General features: G+C 58.7%; 10 protein-coding genes and 1 pseudogene. 4 read left to right on the forward strand and 7 right to left on the reverse strand.

The genetic code is table 11. The annotated features are described in order from the left end of the window. Positions 1–3: 3 nt before the first annotated feature. On the reverse strand, positions 4–3,066 hold the full coding sequence (locus Electrica_RS09675; RefSeq protein ID WP_141964362.1) for an efflux RND transporter permease subunit: 3,063 nt from the start codon (positions 3,064–3,066) through the stop codon (positions 4–6). Continuing rightward, complete coding sequence (locus Electrica_RS09680; protein ID WP_131047817.1) at positions 3,066–4,151, reverse strand: efflux RND transporter periplasmic adaptor subunit; 1,086 nt, start codon at positions 4,149–4,151, stop codon at positions 3,066–3,068. Before Electrica_RS09680 ends, Electrica_RS09675 begins: the two co-directional genes overlap by 1 nt. A 531-nt stretch (positions 4,152–4,682) precedes the next feature. Between Electrica_RS09680 and Electrica_RS09685 the strand changes: the two genes are divergently transcribed. Next, positions 4,683–5,114, forward strand: coding sequence for a universal stress protein (locus Electrica_RS09685; protein ID WP_100682371.1), 432 nt, complete (start codon positions 4,683–4,685; stop codon positions 5,112–5,114). Between the two features lie 50 nt (positions 5,115–5,164). Beyond that, positions 5,165–7,852, forward strand: coding sequence for a cation-transporting P-type ATPase (locus tag Electrica_RS09690; RefSeq protein ID WP_141964363.1), 2,688 nt, complete (start codon positions 5,165–5,167; stop codon positions 7,850–7,852). Positions 7,853–8,052: 200 nt separating this feature from the next. On the opposite strand, the pseudogene Electrica_RS09695 reads toward Electrica_RS09690, so the two are convergent. Both Electrica_RS09695 and ldcA read right to left on the reverse strand, forming a co-directional pair. After that, positions 8,053–9,720: pseudogene (locus tag Electrica_RS09695) on the reverse strand (potassium/proton antiporter); the annotation flags it as partial. 92 nt (positions 9,721–9,812) lie between these two features. Next, a complete protein-coding gene (gene ldcA / locus Electrica_RS09700; protein ID WP_100682374.1) occupies positions 9,813–10,727 on the reverse strand; it encodes a muramoyltetrapeptide carboxypeptidase in 915 nt (304 codons plus the stop codon). A gap of 95 nt (positions 10,728–10,822) precedes the next feature. Between ldcA and emtA the strand changes: the two genes are divergently transcribed. Continuing rightward, entirely contained in the window at positions 10,823–11,434 is a 612-nt protein-coding gene (emtA, locus tag Electrica_RS09705; protein WP_131047819.1) for a membrane-bound lytic murein transglycosylase EmtA, read from the forward strand. 86 nt (positions 11,435–11,520) lie between these two features. Here the strand turns inward: emtA and Electrica_RS09710 are convergent, their stop codons facing one another. The 3 genes from Electrica_RS09710 to Electrica_RS09720 form a co-directional block, all read right to left on the reverse strand. Continuing rightward, the gene (locus tag Electrica_RS09710) at positions 11,521–13,641 is read right to left on the reverse strand and encodes a TonB-dependent siderophore receptor (RefSeq protein ID WP_167686231.1); all 2,121 of its coding nucleotides are present in this window, start codon (positions 13,639–13,641) and stop codon (positions 11,521–11,523) included. Between the two features lie 249 nt (positions 13,642–13,890). Further along, on the reverse strand, positions 13,891–14,682 hold the full coding sequence (locus Electrica_RS09715; RefSeq protein ID WP_141964366.1) for a methyltransferase domain-containing protein: 792 nt from the start codon (positions 14,680–14,682) through the stop codon (positions 13,891–13,893). Between the two features lie 102 nt (positions 14,683–14,784). Beyond that, on the reverse strand, positions 14,785–16,530 hold the full coding sequence (locus Electrica_RS09720; RefSeq protein WP_141964367.1) for an alpha,alpha-trehalase: 1,746 nt from the start codon (positions 16,528–16,530) through the stop codon (positions 14,785–14,787). A 218-nt stretch (positions 16,531–16,748) separates the two neighbouring features. Here Electrica_RS09720 and Electrica_RS09725 point away from each other — a divergent pair, with 218 nt between their 5' ends. Continuing rightward, entirely contained in the window at positions 16,749–17,642 is an 894-nt protein-coding gene (locus Electrica_RS09725; RefSeq protein ID WP_141964368.1) for an alpha/beta hydrolase, read from the forward strand. The last annotated feature ends 195 nt before the right edge of the window (positions 17,643–17,837 follow it).

Here is a 17,837-nt window from a genome sequence, read left to right on the forward strand (position 1 = left end):
TGTTCATTGTGGTTGCCGCATATCCTTAGGGTGAAAACAGGCGTAAATAACCGGAAGAACCAGTAGCGTCAGAATGGTCGCAAAACCCAGCCCGAACATGATAACCACCGCCATACTCTGGAAGAAGACGTCCAGCAGCAGCGGCGCCAGCCCGAGCACGGTGGTAAAGGCCGTGAGCAGTATAGGGCGTAAGCGCGAGGTTGCCGCATAGATAATTGCCTCGTGCTGCGGTTTTTCCTGTTTTTGTTGTTCAATCTCTTCAACCAGCACGATGCCGTTACGGATAAGCATGCCGCTCAGGCTAAGCAAACCGATAAGCGCCATAAAGCCGAAGGGAATGCCGGTGATTAAAAAGCCCGGCGTCACGCCGATCAGCGCCAGCGGCACGGTCAGCCAGATGGCAACGGCATTTTTCAGCGAACTGAACATCAGCACGGTGATGACGAACATCACCAGATAACCTAATGGCAGGGTGGTGAACAGCCCCTGCCGCGCTTCGCTGGAGTTCTCCGCATCGCCTCCCCACTCAATACTGTAGCCGTGCGGCAGACTGAGCGCGTTAATTTGCGGCTGGACTCGCGCCAGAATATCGCCCGGGGTTTGATGGCTCAGCGGGTCGGGGTTGCTCATCACCGTGAGGACGCGGCTGCGGTCGCGGCGGAGAATTAACGGGTCTTCCCATTCGAGGTTAAAGCCGCTGACGACGTTGCTCAGCGGAATGTACTGCTGACGGCTCTGGCTCCACACCAGTACGTTTTTCAGATGGTTAGCATCCTGACGTTCGGCGGCGGGCGGGCGTACCACCACCGGCAGCAGATCGGCGCCTTCACGATACAGCCCGACGCGGCTACCGCTGAAATTCATTTGCAGCGCACTGTCGATATCTTGCTTATCCACCCCCAGCTCGCGGCCGAGGACCGGCGAATACTGCGGACGGATCGTTTTACTGCGGTTTTGCCAGTCGTTACGCACGCTGCCGACGGCCGGATCCGCCGCAAGGATCGTGCTGACCTGGCTGGCTATCAGTCGCAATCTGTCGGGATCGGGGCCTTTAATACGCACCTCGATGGCGCTATCGCTGGACGGACCAAACATCACCCGCTTGCTGCTGGCGTTGACCTGCGGATAGTGGCGCGCAATATAGGCATCGACGTGGCGAGTGAGGGCGTCAATACTACGCTGGTCGTCCATGCGCACCATGATCTGCGCATAGTTGCTGTACTGCCGCTGGCCGCTGTAGGTGAGGATAAAGCGCATGCTGCCCTGACCGATGGTCGCCACGGTAGTGACCACGCCCGGCTGGCCGTTAATCGCGGTTTCGATATCGCTGGTCATTTTTTCGGTGGCGGCGATATCGGTGCCGTAGGGCAGCCACAGGTCCACAAAGAAGACAGGCGTATTGGATGACGGGAAAAAGTTCTGTCGTACCGAGCCAAATCCCCAGACCGCGCCGACCAGCAGCGCGGCCATCACCGTAAGGGTGACGGTTTTTTGCCGCAACAGGGCGTTGAGGATCTGCTGATAGCTGCGGTAAAAGCGTCCGCGGTAAGGATCGGCCTCAGCGGCTGGCGTCGGGGATGCCGCGCCTTTAAACAGCCACCATTTGATCAACACCGGGGTAATGGTGAGCGCCGAGAACCAGCTGAGCATCAGGGAGATGAGCAGCACCTGGAACAGCGATTTACAGTATTCCCCCGTCGAGTCCTGCGACAGACCGATAGGCGCGAAGGCGAGGATGGCTATCACGGTTGCCCCCAGCAGGGGCAGGGCGGAACGGCGGATAACGTAGTTGATGGCGGTCAGCAGCGTTGACCCCTGCTGACGGGCAATCAGCACGCCTTCGACAATCACGATGGCGTTATCGACCAGCATGCTGAGGGCGATAATGAGCGCGCCTAGCGAGATCCGCTGCAGCTCAATGCCCCACAGGTACATAATCAGCAGCGTGCCCAGCACGTTGAGGGCCAGCGAAAACGCAATAATAATACCGCTGCGCACGCCCATAAAGATCAGCAGAACGCCGACGACAATGGCCAGCGCCATTAAGAAATTAGTGATAAAGCCGTTAACCGAGTGGCCGACTTCAGCCGCCTGATCGTAGAACAGATCGAGGTGAATCCCGGCGGGTTTTTCCGCCGACATTTGTGCCAGCCTGGCCTCCAGCGCGTGGCCCACATCGATGACGTTGACGCCGGGAATGAACGAGACGCCCATGGTCACCGCCTGACGGCCGTTGGCGTGGTAGAGGCTGGACGGCGATTCGCTCAAGCCGCGCGAGATGGTGGCAATATCCCGTAACCGGGTTGCCGCCCCCGTACCGTGCGGGTTGATCGGCAGATCGCCCAGTTCGTCGATATTCTCAAATTCCCCGGTCGGATGCAGGCGAATGGACTCGCTGCCAGATTTAATCTCCCCGGCGCTGGACACGACGTTCAGGCGGCTGAGAATGGCGGAAAGCTGGTTAAGCGTAATGCCGCGGGCGGCCATTTTGGGTAAAGAGATATCAATATTAATCTGCTGGGGGAGTACACCGCCGATGGCGACCTTGCCAACGCCGGGCACCAGTACCAGTTCCCGACGCAGCTGCTCGGCATAACGGACCAGCTCGGGATTGGTAAAACTGTCGCCGGAAATGGCAAAGAAAAAGCCAAACACGTCGCCGAAATCATCGTTCACGAAGGGGGTGACCACGCCCGGAGGGAACAGACGGGCCGCATCGCCCACTCTGCGCCGCAGCTCATCCCAAATTTGCGGCAGCTCGTTGGAGTGGTAATTCGAGGCGATATTCACCGTAATCTGCGAGAGCCCGTTGGACGAAATAGAGCTGACGTTATCCAGATAAGGCAGCTGTTGCAGGGCATTTTCCAGCGGCAGGGTGACCTCTTCTTCGACCTGTTGCGCCGAAGCGCCAGGATAGTGGGTAATGACCACCGCCGTTTTAATGGTAAAGGCCGGATCTTCCAGACGGCCGATATTGAGCAGGGCGAAAATACCGCCAATGCCCAACAGCAGAATGGTTAACCAGACGCGAACGGGATTATTAATAAACTGACGAGAGATATCCATTAAAGTCCTCGTTCACGCGTCCAGATTCGAACCGGCTGTTGGGCATGCAGTTCGCTTACGCCAGCTGCCACAACGCGCTCGCCGGCGCTGAGCCCGTCGGTAATAACCACCCCCTGGGTGGTGACCTGCCCGACGCTCACTTTGCGATCCTCAAGATGCAGCTGTTCGCCATCGCCCTTAATCACCCACACGTGCGGCTCATTGCGCGGATGATTATCGGGATTGAACACCGCCTCAACCGGCACCACCAGCGCCTCGCGACCGGTATTGGCGGGCAGATTCGCCAGATTCACCGTCACGGTCCCGCTGACGCCGCCCACCGCGGGGAAATCGGCCGGGCGCGGCATGGTCAAAATCACCTGCCACGTCAGGGAATGATTGTCGCTGCTGCCGGAATGCTCTTTGTACTGGGCGGTAAACTGGCGATCCGGCAGGGCGTTGATTTTCACTAGCGGACGATACTGCGCGTTGCGAATATCAAAGGCGCTAAACAGATTTTCCGGGATGCTAAAGACCACGTCGAGCAGATCGCTACGCGTCAGGGTCACCACGGTCTGCCCGGCGGCCACCACCTGGTGATTGCGCACCGGCACGCTGGCCGCTACCCCGCTAAACGGCGCCTTTAGCGTCAACTGGTCGAGTTCTTCGCGGGCAATTTTCAGCGCGGCATTTGCCGAGTCGCGGCTGGCGCGCTGAATGTCCATTTCGGCTTGCGAAATAGCCTGGCGGCCGGCGAGGGTCTGAAAGCGGTCAAACTGCCGCTGCGCGAGCGTGGCGGCAGTTTGTCGTTCATTGAAACGCTGTTGGGCTTCCCGCGCGTTGAGACGGGCGAGGACCTGTCCTTGCGTAATGTTGGCGCCCTGGCGCACATCGAGCGATTCCACCAGGCCGCCGCGTTTAAAAGAGAGATCCGTAGAGTCCCCGGATTCGATGCGCGCGGGGAAAACACGCTGCTGTGAATCCCCGACCGCAGTCACCTCAGCGGCTTTCACCATCCGTGGCAGCGGTGTAACCTGCGGCGCTTTCTGGTCGCAAGCTGTTGTTATCAAAATAACAACAGGAATGAGAGAAAAATAACGGTTCACTGTATTCCCCGCAAAGCTAAAAGATTTATTTTACATATTGGTTACAACCGGCGGATTTATTCAGCCAGGGCAGAGACGACGAGATAGGTGAATAATCCTGTCGCCGTACAGGCAATGATTGCCAGGGCGATAAACAGGCTCAGGCGAAACAGACTATAGCCAAACATCGCTCCTCCTTTAGTGATGGATATATAGTTAGTAAATCCTCATATACCTAATTATGGGGTGGTTTTTGCAATCGTTACAGCTCCTGATTATGAGGATAGTCGTAGAAAAGCGGAAATGTTAAAAAGAGTAAAAATCGCCCTGATGTCGACGCTTTGGCGGCGTTTCCAGCCGAATTGACTGAAGGGGGGTATCTCAGTGATATTTTTCAATATATTAATTGGTGGCTTAATCATGTTAACCGTCCTGTGCTACGTTTAATCATACCGATTATTGTGCCAGCTTTGTTCCTGAGATTTTTTCCGCAACACGTGTCGTAGGAAGTTATTCGCCATCTATTCTATTGGTAATAAAAGGATTGTCTGTATGTATAAAAATATTCTGGTCCCGGTTGATGTCTTTGAAATTGGCCTTGCCGACAAGGCGCTATCCCACGCTCAGTTTCTTGCGCAGAGCGCTTGCGGGAAAATTCACCTGTTGCACGTAAATCCTCTGTTTTCCCCGGTGCTGACGCGTGGATTTATTTCTGATGCGCGAAAAATGGAAGACTATCTGGTTAAAAACGCTGAGGAAAAACTTGCCGGGTTGGCCAAAAAGTCCACCCTGCCGGAAAGTGACATCCAGATTCATGTCCGTAGCGGCAATGTTCGCGATGAAGTGATCAAACTGGCTGACGAGCTGCAGGCGGATGTGGTGATTATTGGCTCGCGAAACCCCAATATTCAGACCCATTTGCTGGGTTCTGAGGCGGCAGGCATCGTTCGTTATGCCCATGTGCCGGTTTTTGTCGTGCGTTAGGGGCGGCCTGATGCTGTTCTGATTTCCGTTACAGGAGTGAGGAGATAACTATGAGTACAGACAAACCGGCTGGCCCGTTCTATAAGCTTTCCGTCGATGAAACCCTGACCCGCACCAACAGTTCCTCCGAAGGTATTAGCAGCGCAGAAGCGGCCTCGCGACTCCAGCAGTACGGCGAGAATGCGCTACCCCAAAAGCCAGGCAAACCCGCGTGGCTCCGTTTCCTGGCCCATTTCAACGATGTCCTGATTTATGTCCTGCTGGCGGCCGCGCTGCTGACTGCGGTCATGGGGCACTGGGTCGATACTCTGGTGATTCTGGGCGTCGCGGTGATCAATGCCCTGATTGGACATATTCAGGAAAGCAATGCGGAAAAATCGCTGCAGAGCATTCGTAATATGCTGGCCAGCGAGGCGGTGGTGATCCGCCAGGGAAACCATGAAACGGTAGCGACTACCGCGCTGGTGCCGGGCGATATCGTGGTGATCCGCGCGGGCGACCGAATCCCTGCCGACCTGCGGGTTATCGAAGCCCACAACCTGCGCGTGGAAGAGGCGATACTCACCGGCGAGTCGACGGTGGTGGAGAAAAGCACCGAGGCGCTGAGCGGCGATCTTCCCCTCGGCGATCGCACGAACCTGCTGTTTTCCGGTACGACGGTCAGTTCCGGCGGTGGTAAAGGCCTGGTGGTGGCGACCGGCGGCGATACCGAACTGGGTCATATCAACCAGATGATGGCGGATATTGAAAAGCACCGTACGCCGCTGCTGGTACAGATGGATAAGCTCGGCAAAGCCATCTTTATTATTATTCTGGTGATGATGGCCGCGCTGTTCGTCTTCAGCCTGCTGTTCCGCGATATGCCGGTTTCAGAGCTGATGCTCTCGCTGATTAGCCTTGCGGTGGCCTCGGTGCCGGAAGGTTTGCCGGCGATTATCTCGATCATTCTCTCTTTAGGCGTGCAGACCATGGCGCGGCAGAAGGCGATCATTCGTAAGCTGCCGACCGTTGAGACCCTCGGGGCGATGACGGTAATTTGTTCGGATAAAACCGGGACGCTGACCATGAACGAGATGACGGTTAAAGCCGTCATTACGGCGGATACCGTCTATCGGGTGGAAGGCGATAGCTATGAACCGATAGGCAATATCCACCCGGTCGACGGGGCCGGGCCGGTTGTGGTGGCGCCCGGTACGCTGCTTGAGCGCTATTTGAGGACCATTGATTTATGTAATGACAGCCAGCTTATCAAGGATGAAAGCGGGTTATGGAAAATTACCGGCGGCCCGACGGAAGGGGCGCTGAAGGTGCTGGCGGCGAAAGTCGCGCTGCCGACGGTGGCAACCGAATTGCGCAGCAAGATCCCTTTCGATTCGCAATATAAATATATGTCGACGCTCTATCGGATCGGTAATGAAGAGATGATCTTAATCACCGGCGCTCCGGATGTGCTGTTCCGGCTTTGTCAGCAGCAGCAGACGGAGGAGGGCCTGCAGCCGCTGAATCAGCCCTACTGGGAAGCAAAAATTGAAGAGTACGCGCGGGAAGGGTTGCGAATGGTCGCGGCGGCGTGGAAGCCTGCGGCCAGCGGACAAAGCGAGCTGACCCATCAGGATCTGCAGCAGGGCGTCATTCTCCTCGGTATTGCCGGGATGATGGATCCGCCGCGTCCGGAAGCGATTACGGCGATTGGCGACTGCCTGCAGGCGGGGATTCGCGTGAAGATGATCACCGGCGATCACCCGCAAACGGCGATGAGTATCGGCAAAATGCTGGGCATCGGCAACGCCAGCACGGCCATTACCGGGCGCGAGCTGGAGGTGATGGACGACCAGCAGCTCAGCGAAGCCGCGCAGAAGTTTGATATTTTCGCCCGTACCAGCCCGGAAGATAAATTCCGTCTGGTGCAGGCGCTGCAGAGTAAAAAAGAGGTCGTGGGGATGACCGGTGACGGGGTGAACGATGCTCCGGCGCTGAAGCAGGCTGATGTCGGGATCGCGATGGGCATCAAGGGAACCGAGGTGACCAAAGAGGCGGCCGACATGGTGCTGACGGATGATAACTTCGCCACCATTGCCAGCGCGGTCAGAGAAGGGCGGCGGGTGTACGATAACCTGAAGAAAACCATCCTTTTCATTATGCCGACCAACCTGGCGCAGGGGCTATTAATCATTATCGCGCTGCTGGCGGGGAACTTAATTCCTTTGACCCCGGTACTCATCTTATGGATGAACATGGCGACCTCCGCCACGCTGTCGTTTGGTCTGGCGTTTGAGGCTGGCGAGAAGAACATCATGGCGCGACCGCCGCGCGATCCTAAACTGCATGTTATGGATGGTTTCGCCATCTGGCGGGTGGTTTTTGTTGGCTCGATGATCGCCGTAAGCGCCTTTGTTCTGGAGGCCTGGCTCCAGCCGCGCGGCTATTCGCCGGAGTTTATCCGTACCGTCCTGCTGCAAACGCTGGTGACCGCCCAGTGGTTTTACATGCTCAACTGCCGCGTCTCCGACGGCTTTTCGCTGAGTAAAGGCTTACTGGCGAACAGAGGCATCTGGATCGTCAGCGGCGTTCTGCTGGCGCTGCAGCTGCTGATCATCTACGCGCCGTTTATGCAAATGCTGTTTGGCACCACCGCGCTGCCGTTCCGCTATTGGGTGATCACTTTTGTTATCGGCTTTGTGATGTTCCTGATTGTGGAGGTCGAAAAACCGTTAACCCGCAAATGGCGCACCGCCTGAGGCAAGAACGGCGTATCAATGGCCTTCAGGGCCGCTGATACGCCGTTGATAAGCTGATTCAGGCGCCAGGTGGTAGGTGGTGCTGTCATCAACACCGTGCCATCATCCTTCGTCAGCGAGCGGACAGAGGCGGATCACACCGCCTCATCTTCCGCCACGCGTACCCCGACCTTCAGCACGTGGTCTTCCTCTTTCTCCGCCACCGTCCACAGCATTCCGGCAAACTCCACCTGGTCACCAACCACCGGTGCGGCACCGAGCAGCCCCTGAATCACATCCCCCAGCGATTGCTGGCGTTCGCGAAACTCTTCCCCGCCGTCAAGACCGTAAATTTGCGCCACATCGGCGAATTTAGCGTTGGCGTCGAGAATAAAGTCGCCGAAGAAGCGCTGGTCGAGCGCCACCGGTGGCGACTGGCTGAACATTTTGCCCAGCGCCGGCAGGTCGTGCTCGCGGCCGATCACGCAGAGAATATCGCCTTCGAGCAGCCGGGTGCTGCCGGTTGGGTGCAGCAGAATATTGTCGCGGAACAGGGCGGCAATGCGGGTTTCCGGCGGCATATGCAGATCGCGCAGCGCCGCGCCGACGCACCATTTATCGGCGCTCAGCTGGTAAACAAACTGCTCCCAGGGATTTTCCGGATGGATATCCAGCCCGACGCGGGAAATGGGCCAGCCCACCGGCGGAACCACCACTTTGGCTTTTTTCGCCGCCCACGAGAGGGAGGTTCCCTGCAGCAGCAGGGAGACCAGCACCACGAAGAAGGCGACGTTAAAGAACAGGCGGGCGTTATCAAGACCGGCCATCATCGGGAAGACGGCGAGAATAATCGGCACCGCGCCGCGCAGGCCAACCCAGCTGATAAACACCCGTTCGCGCAGAGTAAAGCCGCGAAACGGCAGCAGGCCGGCAAAGACCGACAGCGGGCGGGCGACGAAAATCATCCACATCGACAGCAGCAGCGCCGGGATGGCGATAGGCCACAGGTCCGATGGCGTGAGCAGCAGACCGAGTACGAGGAACATGGCGATTTGCGCCAGCCACGCCAGCCCGTCAAAGTTCTGCAGGATCCCGTGACGGTTGCGAATCGGCCGGTTGCCGAGCAGGAAGCCGCACAGATACACCGCCAGAATACCGCTGCCGTCCAGCGAGGTGGTGACGGCAAAAATCATAATCCCGCCGCTTAGCGCCAGCAGCGGATAGAGCCCCGCAGGCAGCACGATGCGGTTAATCATCTGCAACAGCAGATAGCCGCCGCCGAGACCAATGACGATGCCGAGACCGAACTGCTGCACGATGTGCACGGCAAACATCCAGCTCAGGCCGGTTTGATGCTGCTGAATCATCCCGATAAGGGTAATGGTCAGGAATACCGCCATCGGATCATTGCTGCCGGATTCAATCTCCAGCGTGGCGCCCACGCGCTCGTTCAGCCCTTTACCGCCGAGCAGCGAGAAGACCGCCGCGGCATCGGTGGAGCCGACAATCGCGCCGATCAACATCCCTTCGATGAGATTGAGATGGAACAGCCATGCGGCCATTATCCCGGTCAGACAGGAGGTGATCAGCACGCCAACGGTCGCCAGTGACAGGGCGGGCCAGAGGGCGACGCGAAACGAACTCGCCTGGGTGCGCATACCGCCGTCCAGCAGGATTACCGCCAGCGCCAGGTTACTCACCATGTAGGCGAACGGGTAGTTGTCAAAAGGGATGCCGCCGATACCATCGACGCCAGCCAGCATACCGATGGTGAGGAAAATAACCAGAATCGGGATGCCAAGGCGTGAGGAAAAGGAACTCAATAAAATGCTACAGGTTACTAATACAGAACCCAGAATAAACAGACTAATGACCGCACCGGCGTCCAAAGTTGACGTACTCCTTACTGGCGTAAAGGTTTTATGAAAGTGACATTATTTTAACAACCCGCAGAGTATCCGAAAATGTGTAACCGATGTTTTTATTCGGTCAGTACCGGATGCCCGCTGAGCGTTAAGGTGGTGGTGGCCGCGTTGTTCACCAGCAGCGCGTTCGCGCCGAGGGGCAGGGTCACGGTCCGCTGCTCGTGGCCGAAGTCCAGCCCGCTGATAAGAGGAACAGCGAGCTGCGCGCGGAGATAGTCGCAGACCTGCGGTAAATCATAGCCCGCGTCGTAATCGTTAGGCCGGGCGCCGGTAAAGCTGCCGAGGACAATGGCGCGCTGAGCGGCGAGGATACCACTATTAAGCAGCTGCAACAGCATCCGTTCGACGCGGAACGGATGCTCGTTAATATCTTCCAGCAGCAGAATACCGTTGCTGATTTGCGGCAGCCACGGCGTGCCAATCAGCGAGGTTATCATCGCCAGATTGCCGCCCCACAGGGTCCCCTTGGCCCGGCAATCCGGTCCGTCGCCCTGCCACTCGAGGGTAAATTCCGGGCTGCGCAGCGCCTGCCAGAAGTGCTGTTCGGTAAACGGGTCCATGACTTCGGCGCCAAAGTTACCGGCCAGCATCGGACCGCTAAAGGTGATTATGCTACCCTTGGCCAGCAGGCCCATTTGAATCGCTGTAAAATCGCTGTGTCCGCAAATGATTAGCGGGTTTTGCCGCTGGCGCGCAATGAGCGCCTGCCAGTCGATGTGCGGTAGCAGGCGGCTGGCGCCGTAGCCGCCGCGTACCGCCATCACGATGCGATTAGCGCCTTCGAGGGTCGCCAGCTGGTTTATGTCGTTCAGGCGCTCATGCTCAGTTCCGGCAAACCGCTGCTGGCGGCGGGGGATGACCTCCTGGTGCAGGACCTGATGCCCGGCTTCCTGCAGACGTTGAACGCCGCGGTGCGCTGCCTCCTGGTTGACGCAGTAACCTGAAGGGGCGACCAGATAAAACTGAGACATGACAATTCCTTGCTAAGAATGAAAGGGTTATCATGCCGCCTGGAGCGATTATTGTCATCTCCAGGCGGCAAACTTCAGCCAATAAGGATAGATGTGTGAAATTGAGATGGTGTGTTTTTATCGTTGTGTTGTTGGCCGGTTGTAGCTCAAAACAGGATTACCGTAACCCGCCGTGGAACGCTGAAGTTCCGGTTAAGCGGGCGATGCAGTGGATGCCTGTCAGTGAAAAAGCCGGCGTGGCGTGGGGCGTTGACCCGCAGCTGGTGACGGCGATTATCGCCATTGAATCCGGCGGCAACCCGACGGTCATCAGTAAATCCGGAGCGGTTGGCCTGATGCAGCTGAAACCCTCGACATCCGGGCGCGATGTCTATCGGCGCATGGGCTGGCGCGGTGAACCATCGGTCAGCGAGCTGAAAAATCCCGAACGTAATATTTCGATGGGCGCGGCCTATCTGAGTATCCTTGAAAATGGCCCGCTTGCCGGGATTAAAAATCCGCAGGTGATGCGCTATGCGGTAGTGGTCTCCTACGCTAACGGCGCCGGGGCGCTGCTGCGCACCTTCTCCGCGAATCGTCAGGATGCGATTGACGAGATCAACACTCTGGATGCCGATGAGTTCTTCGAGCACGTGGTGAAAAAGCATCCGGCTCCGCAGGCCCCACGCTATATCTGGAAGCTGCAGAAGGCGCTCGACGCCATGTAATCGCCTCCGCTCGCGCTGCGTTTACCGGGACACGCCCGGTGTTATCCGCAGAGCACAGCGCGAGCGGAACGCTTTTCAGACAATTCTCAGAAGTCGTAGCCGACGGTGGCGATCACGCTGCGCCCGGCTCCCCAGTAACAGTTGCCGGTTCCGTAGCAGCCGGAGACAAACGCCCGATCGCCGAGGTTATTGGCATTAACCTGCACAAAAGCTCCTTTCAATGATGGCGACCAGACGCCGAGGTCGGCGCGCACCATCGCATCCAGTAAGGTGACCGACGGCAGGCGCTCGGTATTGGCATCATCTGCCCACTGCTTGCCGATATAGCGTACGCCAGCCCCTGCACTAATGCCGGCCGGGAACTGATAGCGCGCCCAGAACGAGGCCATCTGATCCGGCGTCAGCTGCGGCGTGTTGGCGTTGGTGCCATCTTTGGTGTCCTGGAAGCGCAAGCGGTTCCAGGTGTAGGAGGCAAGGGTGCTCAGCTCAGGCGTAATCTGGTTGCGCATCTCCAGCTCCACGCCCTGGGAATGGACTTTTCCAGCCGGAATAAAGGTCGCGGTAGCAATATTTGGATCGCGCGTCGCCACATCTTTTTGCGTCAAATCGTAGATGGCAATGCTGTACATATCGGCGGTACCCGGCGGCTGGAATTTCAGCCCCGCTTCCACCTGCTCTGCGGTCGTGGGCTTGAGCAGCGTTCCGTTGGCACCCGGCAACATGGCTGGCGTAATCGCCTGGCTATAGCTCAGATACGGCGAAAGGCCATTTTCCAGCGCATACAGCAGCGATGCCCGGCCGCTGATATGGCCATCGGCGCGGCGGCTGGAGGTGCCGAAGGTATTGCTGACCTGTTGCGAAACCAGGCGATCGTACCGACCGGACACATCCAGATGCCAGCGTTCCCAGACCATTTCGTCCTGCAGATAGATCCCAGTCTGCTCATAGCGGCGGTTATTGTTATTGCTGTAGGTCACGGTATGCCCGCTCTGCGCGGTATAGCCGCTGAACGGGTCGAGGGGTGATGCGCTGCCGGCGCCGGTCCACAGATCGTTGCGGAAACGGTGATACTCCCCGCCGACGATCAGCGTATGGGCCAGCTCGCCGGTGGTGAAATCGGCGCGCAGGCGGTTATCGGTAGACCAGGCATCCAGCGAGCCGCGCGAGCCGCTGTAGCCGCGCGCCAGGCTGTCGCTGCCGTCAATCCAGCCGACCTGATACACCTGATCCAGCGAGACGTTGGTGTGGGTATAGCTCCCGGCGGAGTAGGCCGACCAGACGTCATTGAACTGATGAGTAAACTCGTAGCTGTAGATCTGCTCGCGGCGCCGATACCCGTCTGACGGGTCACCTTCATTGGTGCCAGTGGCGAGCTTACGCCCGTTGTGGGCATAGCGGGTGCCGTCCAGCGGCAGCGAACCGTGATAACCGCCCGACGGATCTTTTTGCAGGTAGGCGCGCAGCAGCAGCGAGGTATCGGTATCCGGTTGCCAGAGCAGGGAAGGCGAAATGGCATAGCGCTCTTCGCGGGTATTATCGTATTGAGTGTCGCTGGTGCGCGTCATACCGATAACCCGGTAAGCCCATTGATCGTTGAGGGCATCGGTATAATCGAAGGCGGCCCCTTTGGTGTTCTGCGTCCCGCCGCTGAGACGGAAATGGCCTTCCGGGGCAAACTGCGGACGTTTCGACGTCATATTCACCACCCCGCCCGGCACGCTCTGACCGTACAGCGCCGAAGAGGGGCCGCGGATGACGTCAACCCGTTCAATAAACCACGGATCGATTTGCAGGACGTTGTGGCTACCGCCATCGCTCATCAGGCGCATGCCGTCGAGAAACAGGTTATCAACATCGCCGCCGTGGTAGCCGCGCAACGACACCGTATCAAAGCGGGTTGTGCCGCCGCCGAAGCTGGAGTAAACCCCTGGGGTATATTCCAGCGCCTGGCTGAGGGTATTGGCTCCCCGATCCGCCATCTGCTGACGGGTGATGACCGAGACCGACTGCGCGGTGGTAATCAGCGGCCGATCGGTTTTTGTCGCGCCGGTGGAGGTTCTGGCGCTATAGCCCTGCGTTGGCGAGACCGCCGAGTCGACGGGTTGCGCGGTGACGATAACCGTCTCTTCCGCCAGGCTGGCAAGCGGGAAGGCGGCGGCCAGCGCGTATAACAGCGCCGGGCGTTTGCAGATGACGCGAGCGGTCATGACATAATCCTGAGTTGATGTAGCCTGGTACTCCTGTACGCCGCTACGCAGTAAAAACGAAAGTGTCATCTTTCGTAAAAATGTAATGCGAATTATTATCGTTTGCTTTCTCGAGATCAAGCCGGTTTTTGTCACGCCCGCTGGGAAAAACCATGATAAATATCAGGATGATGCTACGTAATGGGCGCTTTATGCGCCCCGGGGAAAAGAGGGGGAGCCCGCGCCGGTGAATTCAGGTGGGGAACATGTTCAGCGACGGCAACTCCAGCCGATCAGCGCCCAGTCCCGGGCATCAACCTGAATGGTCTGCGGGTTTTGCTGCGGATACCACCGTGCGAGACGTTCCCGCTCCGCCGGGCTGAGCGCGCCGAACGCCGCCACCACGTTGCGCTCAAACAGCGGATAGCTGCTGTTATCCTGAGGGTCACCATCAATAAAGTCGACGCTGGCATGAATCCCCATTTGATACAGCACGTTCACGGCATACATATAGTTCGGCAGCGTCGCGCTGTCTCGTCCCAGCACGCGCAGGATAGTCGACGAGGTAAACCCAGGGTTAACCAGATGAGTGGTGTAGACCCGCAGTCGCGCCTGACGATCGAGCTTTTGCATCGCATCGCGCATATCCGCCACCAGGGTGGAACGGGAGGCCACGGCGATATCGCAGCGCGGCAGCCCCTCCCAGCTCTCTTCCCACGCCCGCTGGTGCCAGACCGCGTGGCGAACGCCTTGCGCCGTAGCCCGACGAGCGGCGACATCGAGCATTCCCTGGCTGTAATCGACGCCGCAGATCTCGTTGAGCTGGCTGGCCAGCGCCAGCGCGACGGTACCCGGCCCGCATCCCATATCAAACAGGCTGCTGGCGCCGTGCAAATCGATTTTTGCCAGCAGTTGCCGCAGATAGCTGTCGATGACCGGGGCATCGACGATGGCGATGTGTTCCGCCCGGGCATCCCAGTGGGCGGGCGGTTTCTCTTTTCGCCCCGCCAGAGCAAGCTGCTGTTGGTAGAGGCGGGCAAAATCGATATCGTCAATCAACATAAGAGTCTTCCATCAACGCGGGCGACCTGAAAACAGCAGACTAACGCGATTGGGGCCTGGAGGGGAGAAATAAACGCGGCGGTGGGCCCGCCGCGGGAGGAGTTACGGCGCCGTTTTTTTATCCGCTCCGGCGATGGCATCGTTGGCGGCTGGCTGGGTGCTGACGGTGGCAACGGTTTTTTCCACCTTGTCGAGCGGGCGCGAGGCCGGCAGTGAATCGCACGGTTTCTCCTGCGGGCAGACAAGATCCAGCATTTTCAGCGTCACGCCGTTGGTCCAGCCGAAACCGTCCTGCAACGGATATTCACCGCCGCCGCCGCCGGTGCCTGTCGAGCTGACATCATACTTTTCGACCAGCTTTTGCTGACTGTCGTAGGTATGCTGGACATTGCTGAGAAAGCGCCAGCTCACCTCCACCGCCATTTTCTGCTGGCCGTAGTTTTGCAACCCCTGGGCGGCAACCCACTGCAGCGGCGCCCAGCCGTTCGGCGCGTCCCACTGCTGACCGCTGTGCACGGTGGTGGTGGTTAATCCTCCGGGTTTTAGCAACTGCGATTGCGCCGCACTGGCAACCTTCGCCGCCCGCTCGCGGGAAGCGGCGTTGACATACAGCGGGAACAGGGCCGCGGCGGTGAGCTGATTACGCACCTTATGGCTCTTGAGGTCATAATCGGCGTACCAGCCCGTTTTATCGTTCCACAGATATTTTTCCATGGCCTTCTGGCGGTCGTTGGCCAGGGCATCGTACTGCGCCGCTTTGGCGTTGTCGCCGTCGGCTTTGCTGGCGCGCGCGAGGGTTTTCTCCAGATGGAACATCAGGGCGTTGAGATCGACCGGTACGATGCTGGTGGTGCGGATGGTCCCCAGTTTTTGCGGATCATCCATCCAGCGCGAGCTGAAATCCCAGCCTGAGGCGGCGGCAGAACGCAGATCGCGATAGATCTCGGTTGCCGGACGATTTGGGTTGTTCTTCGCGGTGGTGACATCATCGAGCCACGATTCCGGACGCGGCGTATCGTTATCATCCCAGTAGCGGTTCAGCAGCGCGCCGTCTTCCATACGCACCACCCGCTGGTTGGTTTTTCCCGGTTCCAGCGTATCGGCGCCTTTCATCCAGTACTGGTACTCTTTTTCCAGCTGCGGCCGCCAGGTTTTCAACACCCGATCGCCATCATGGGTCGCGAGGAGCTCCACCATAAACGAGAAAAACGGCGGCTGCGAGCGGCTGAGATAGTAGCTGCGGTTGCCATTGGGGATGTGGCCCCAGGCATCGATCTCCGCCGCGAAATTGGTCACCATATCCTCAATTTTATCCCAGTGCCCGCTCTCCGCCAGGCCCAGCATGGTGAAGTAGCTATCCCAGTAATACACTTCACGGAAGCGACCGCCTGGCACCACGTAGGGTTTGGGCAGCGGCAGCAAAGAGTCCCACTTTTCGACCTCAACGGTACTGCGGGTCAGCACCGGCCACAGGCCGTCGATATGCTGACGCAGCGTCTGGCCCTTTGGCGGAACGTAGCGATCGTTGTCTTGCGGCAGGGTGAAGTTCAGCTCGACGAAATGGCGCAGGTCGAAGCTGGTCTGGTTTTTTTGCATGCGATAGTCGGCGAGGATCATCAGCGGGTCGCTATTGGGGATCGCATCGGCAAAGGTTTTCTGGTCGGGGAAGAGCCTGGCGCTTTGCACATCATTAAACAGCGGGCCGAGCATCACATCCGGGGATGGCGGCACGGGTCTGGTTTCCGCGGCCTGGGCGGTCAGCATCGATAAAGCGAAGATCGCGCCGCCGATCGCCAGATGTAAAGCGTAAGGCAATGTTGCGGGGAGACGTGAAACCGATCTCGTCATGGGGAATTCTCCTTATCATTTCAGACGGTCTTGCCACTGCGTTTGACCATCAGAAAACCTTAGACGAATATCCGTCATCCGGGGTGTCGCAGGTAACATTTTGCGTGAAAACAGACAATTTACCTGCTTGCACGGGCAGGCAAAGGCGAATAAAAGAGCCGTGGAGAGCGCCAGGTTAACGCGGTGCGCGGTTGAGTAAAGTTTGAGGAGAACGATGGGTGAATCGACGTCATTTTCTGCTGTTCAGCGTGGCATCGCTGTGGGCGGCGACACGTGTTGAGGCCAGCGGCCTGCGGGAGGAGGTGCTCCGTTTATGGCCAGAAGAACCGCCGGGCGGCGGCGGGCCTTCGGGAGCGCCGTGGCGCTCTGCGCGCGGCGCGCTCAGCCATATTGCCCGGCCGCAGCTGGCGGTGTGGCGACCGGCGGTACCTCGCGGTCATGGCGTGCTGATTGCAGCCGGGGGCGGCTACCGACGCATCGAAATGGCGAAAGAGGCCTGGCCTGCCGCGCGCTGGCTGACGGCCCGCGGCTATACCGCCTACATCCTGAGCTACCGGCTTCCCGGCGAAGGGTGGGGCGCCGGGGCGCTGGCACCGTTGCAGGACGCCCAGCGGGCGCTGCGGCTGATTCGCGCGCGGGAGAAACAGGTCAGCGTACTGGGGTTTTCCGCCGGCGGGCATCTGCTGGGGATGGCCGCCTGCCGGGCCGATTTTGCTGCTTATTCGCCGCAGGATGCCCTCGATGACCACCCGGCGCGAGCCGATAAGGCCGCGCTGATTTATCCGATTATTTCGCTGATGTCGCCCTACAGCCATACCGCGACGCACCGGATGCTGGCGGGAGTCCACGCCTCACAGGCGGTTGACCGCGCCTGGTCGGTGCAGACCTATGTCAATTCGCAGACGCCGCCCTGCTTTCTGGCCCAGGCGGAGGACGATACGGTGTCCGATCCGCATAACACCCTGATCATGGCCGCCGCCTGTCGGCAGCATCAGGTCCCGGTTAGTCTCTATCGCTATGCCCGCGGCGGGCACGGTTTTGCCATGGGGCGCCCCGGTACCCCGACCGTCGAGTGGCCGGCGCATTACGCGCGCTGGCTGGACGGGATCTAACCCTGATGGCGCAGGCGCCCGGCATTTGCTTCATGGTGGTGCAAACCGGGCGTGGCACCGGCTATTGCGGGGATTATTTTTTTGCACAATAAAGCGGCGCGTTGCGCAGAATTGCACTCGTCTCTCGCCATCAGCTACCTGGCATAATAAATGCTTATCTCTTTGCGGGGTTACCCCAACGTGAGTATAACCGGA

This window comes from Klebsiella electrica, assembly GCF_006711645.1.
Lineage (GTDB): Bacteria > Pseudomonadota > Gammaproteobacteria > Enterobacterales > Enterobacteriaceae > Klebsiella > Klebsiella electrica.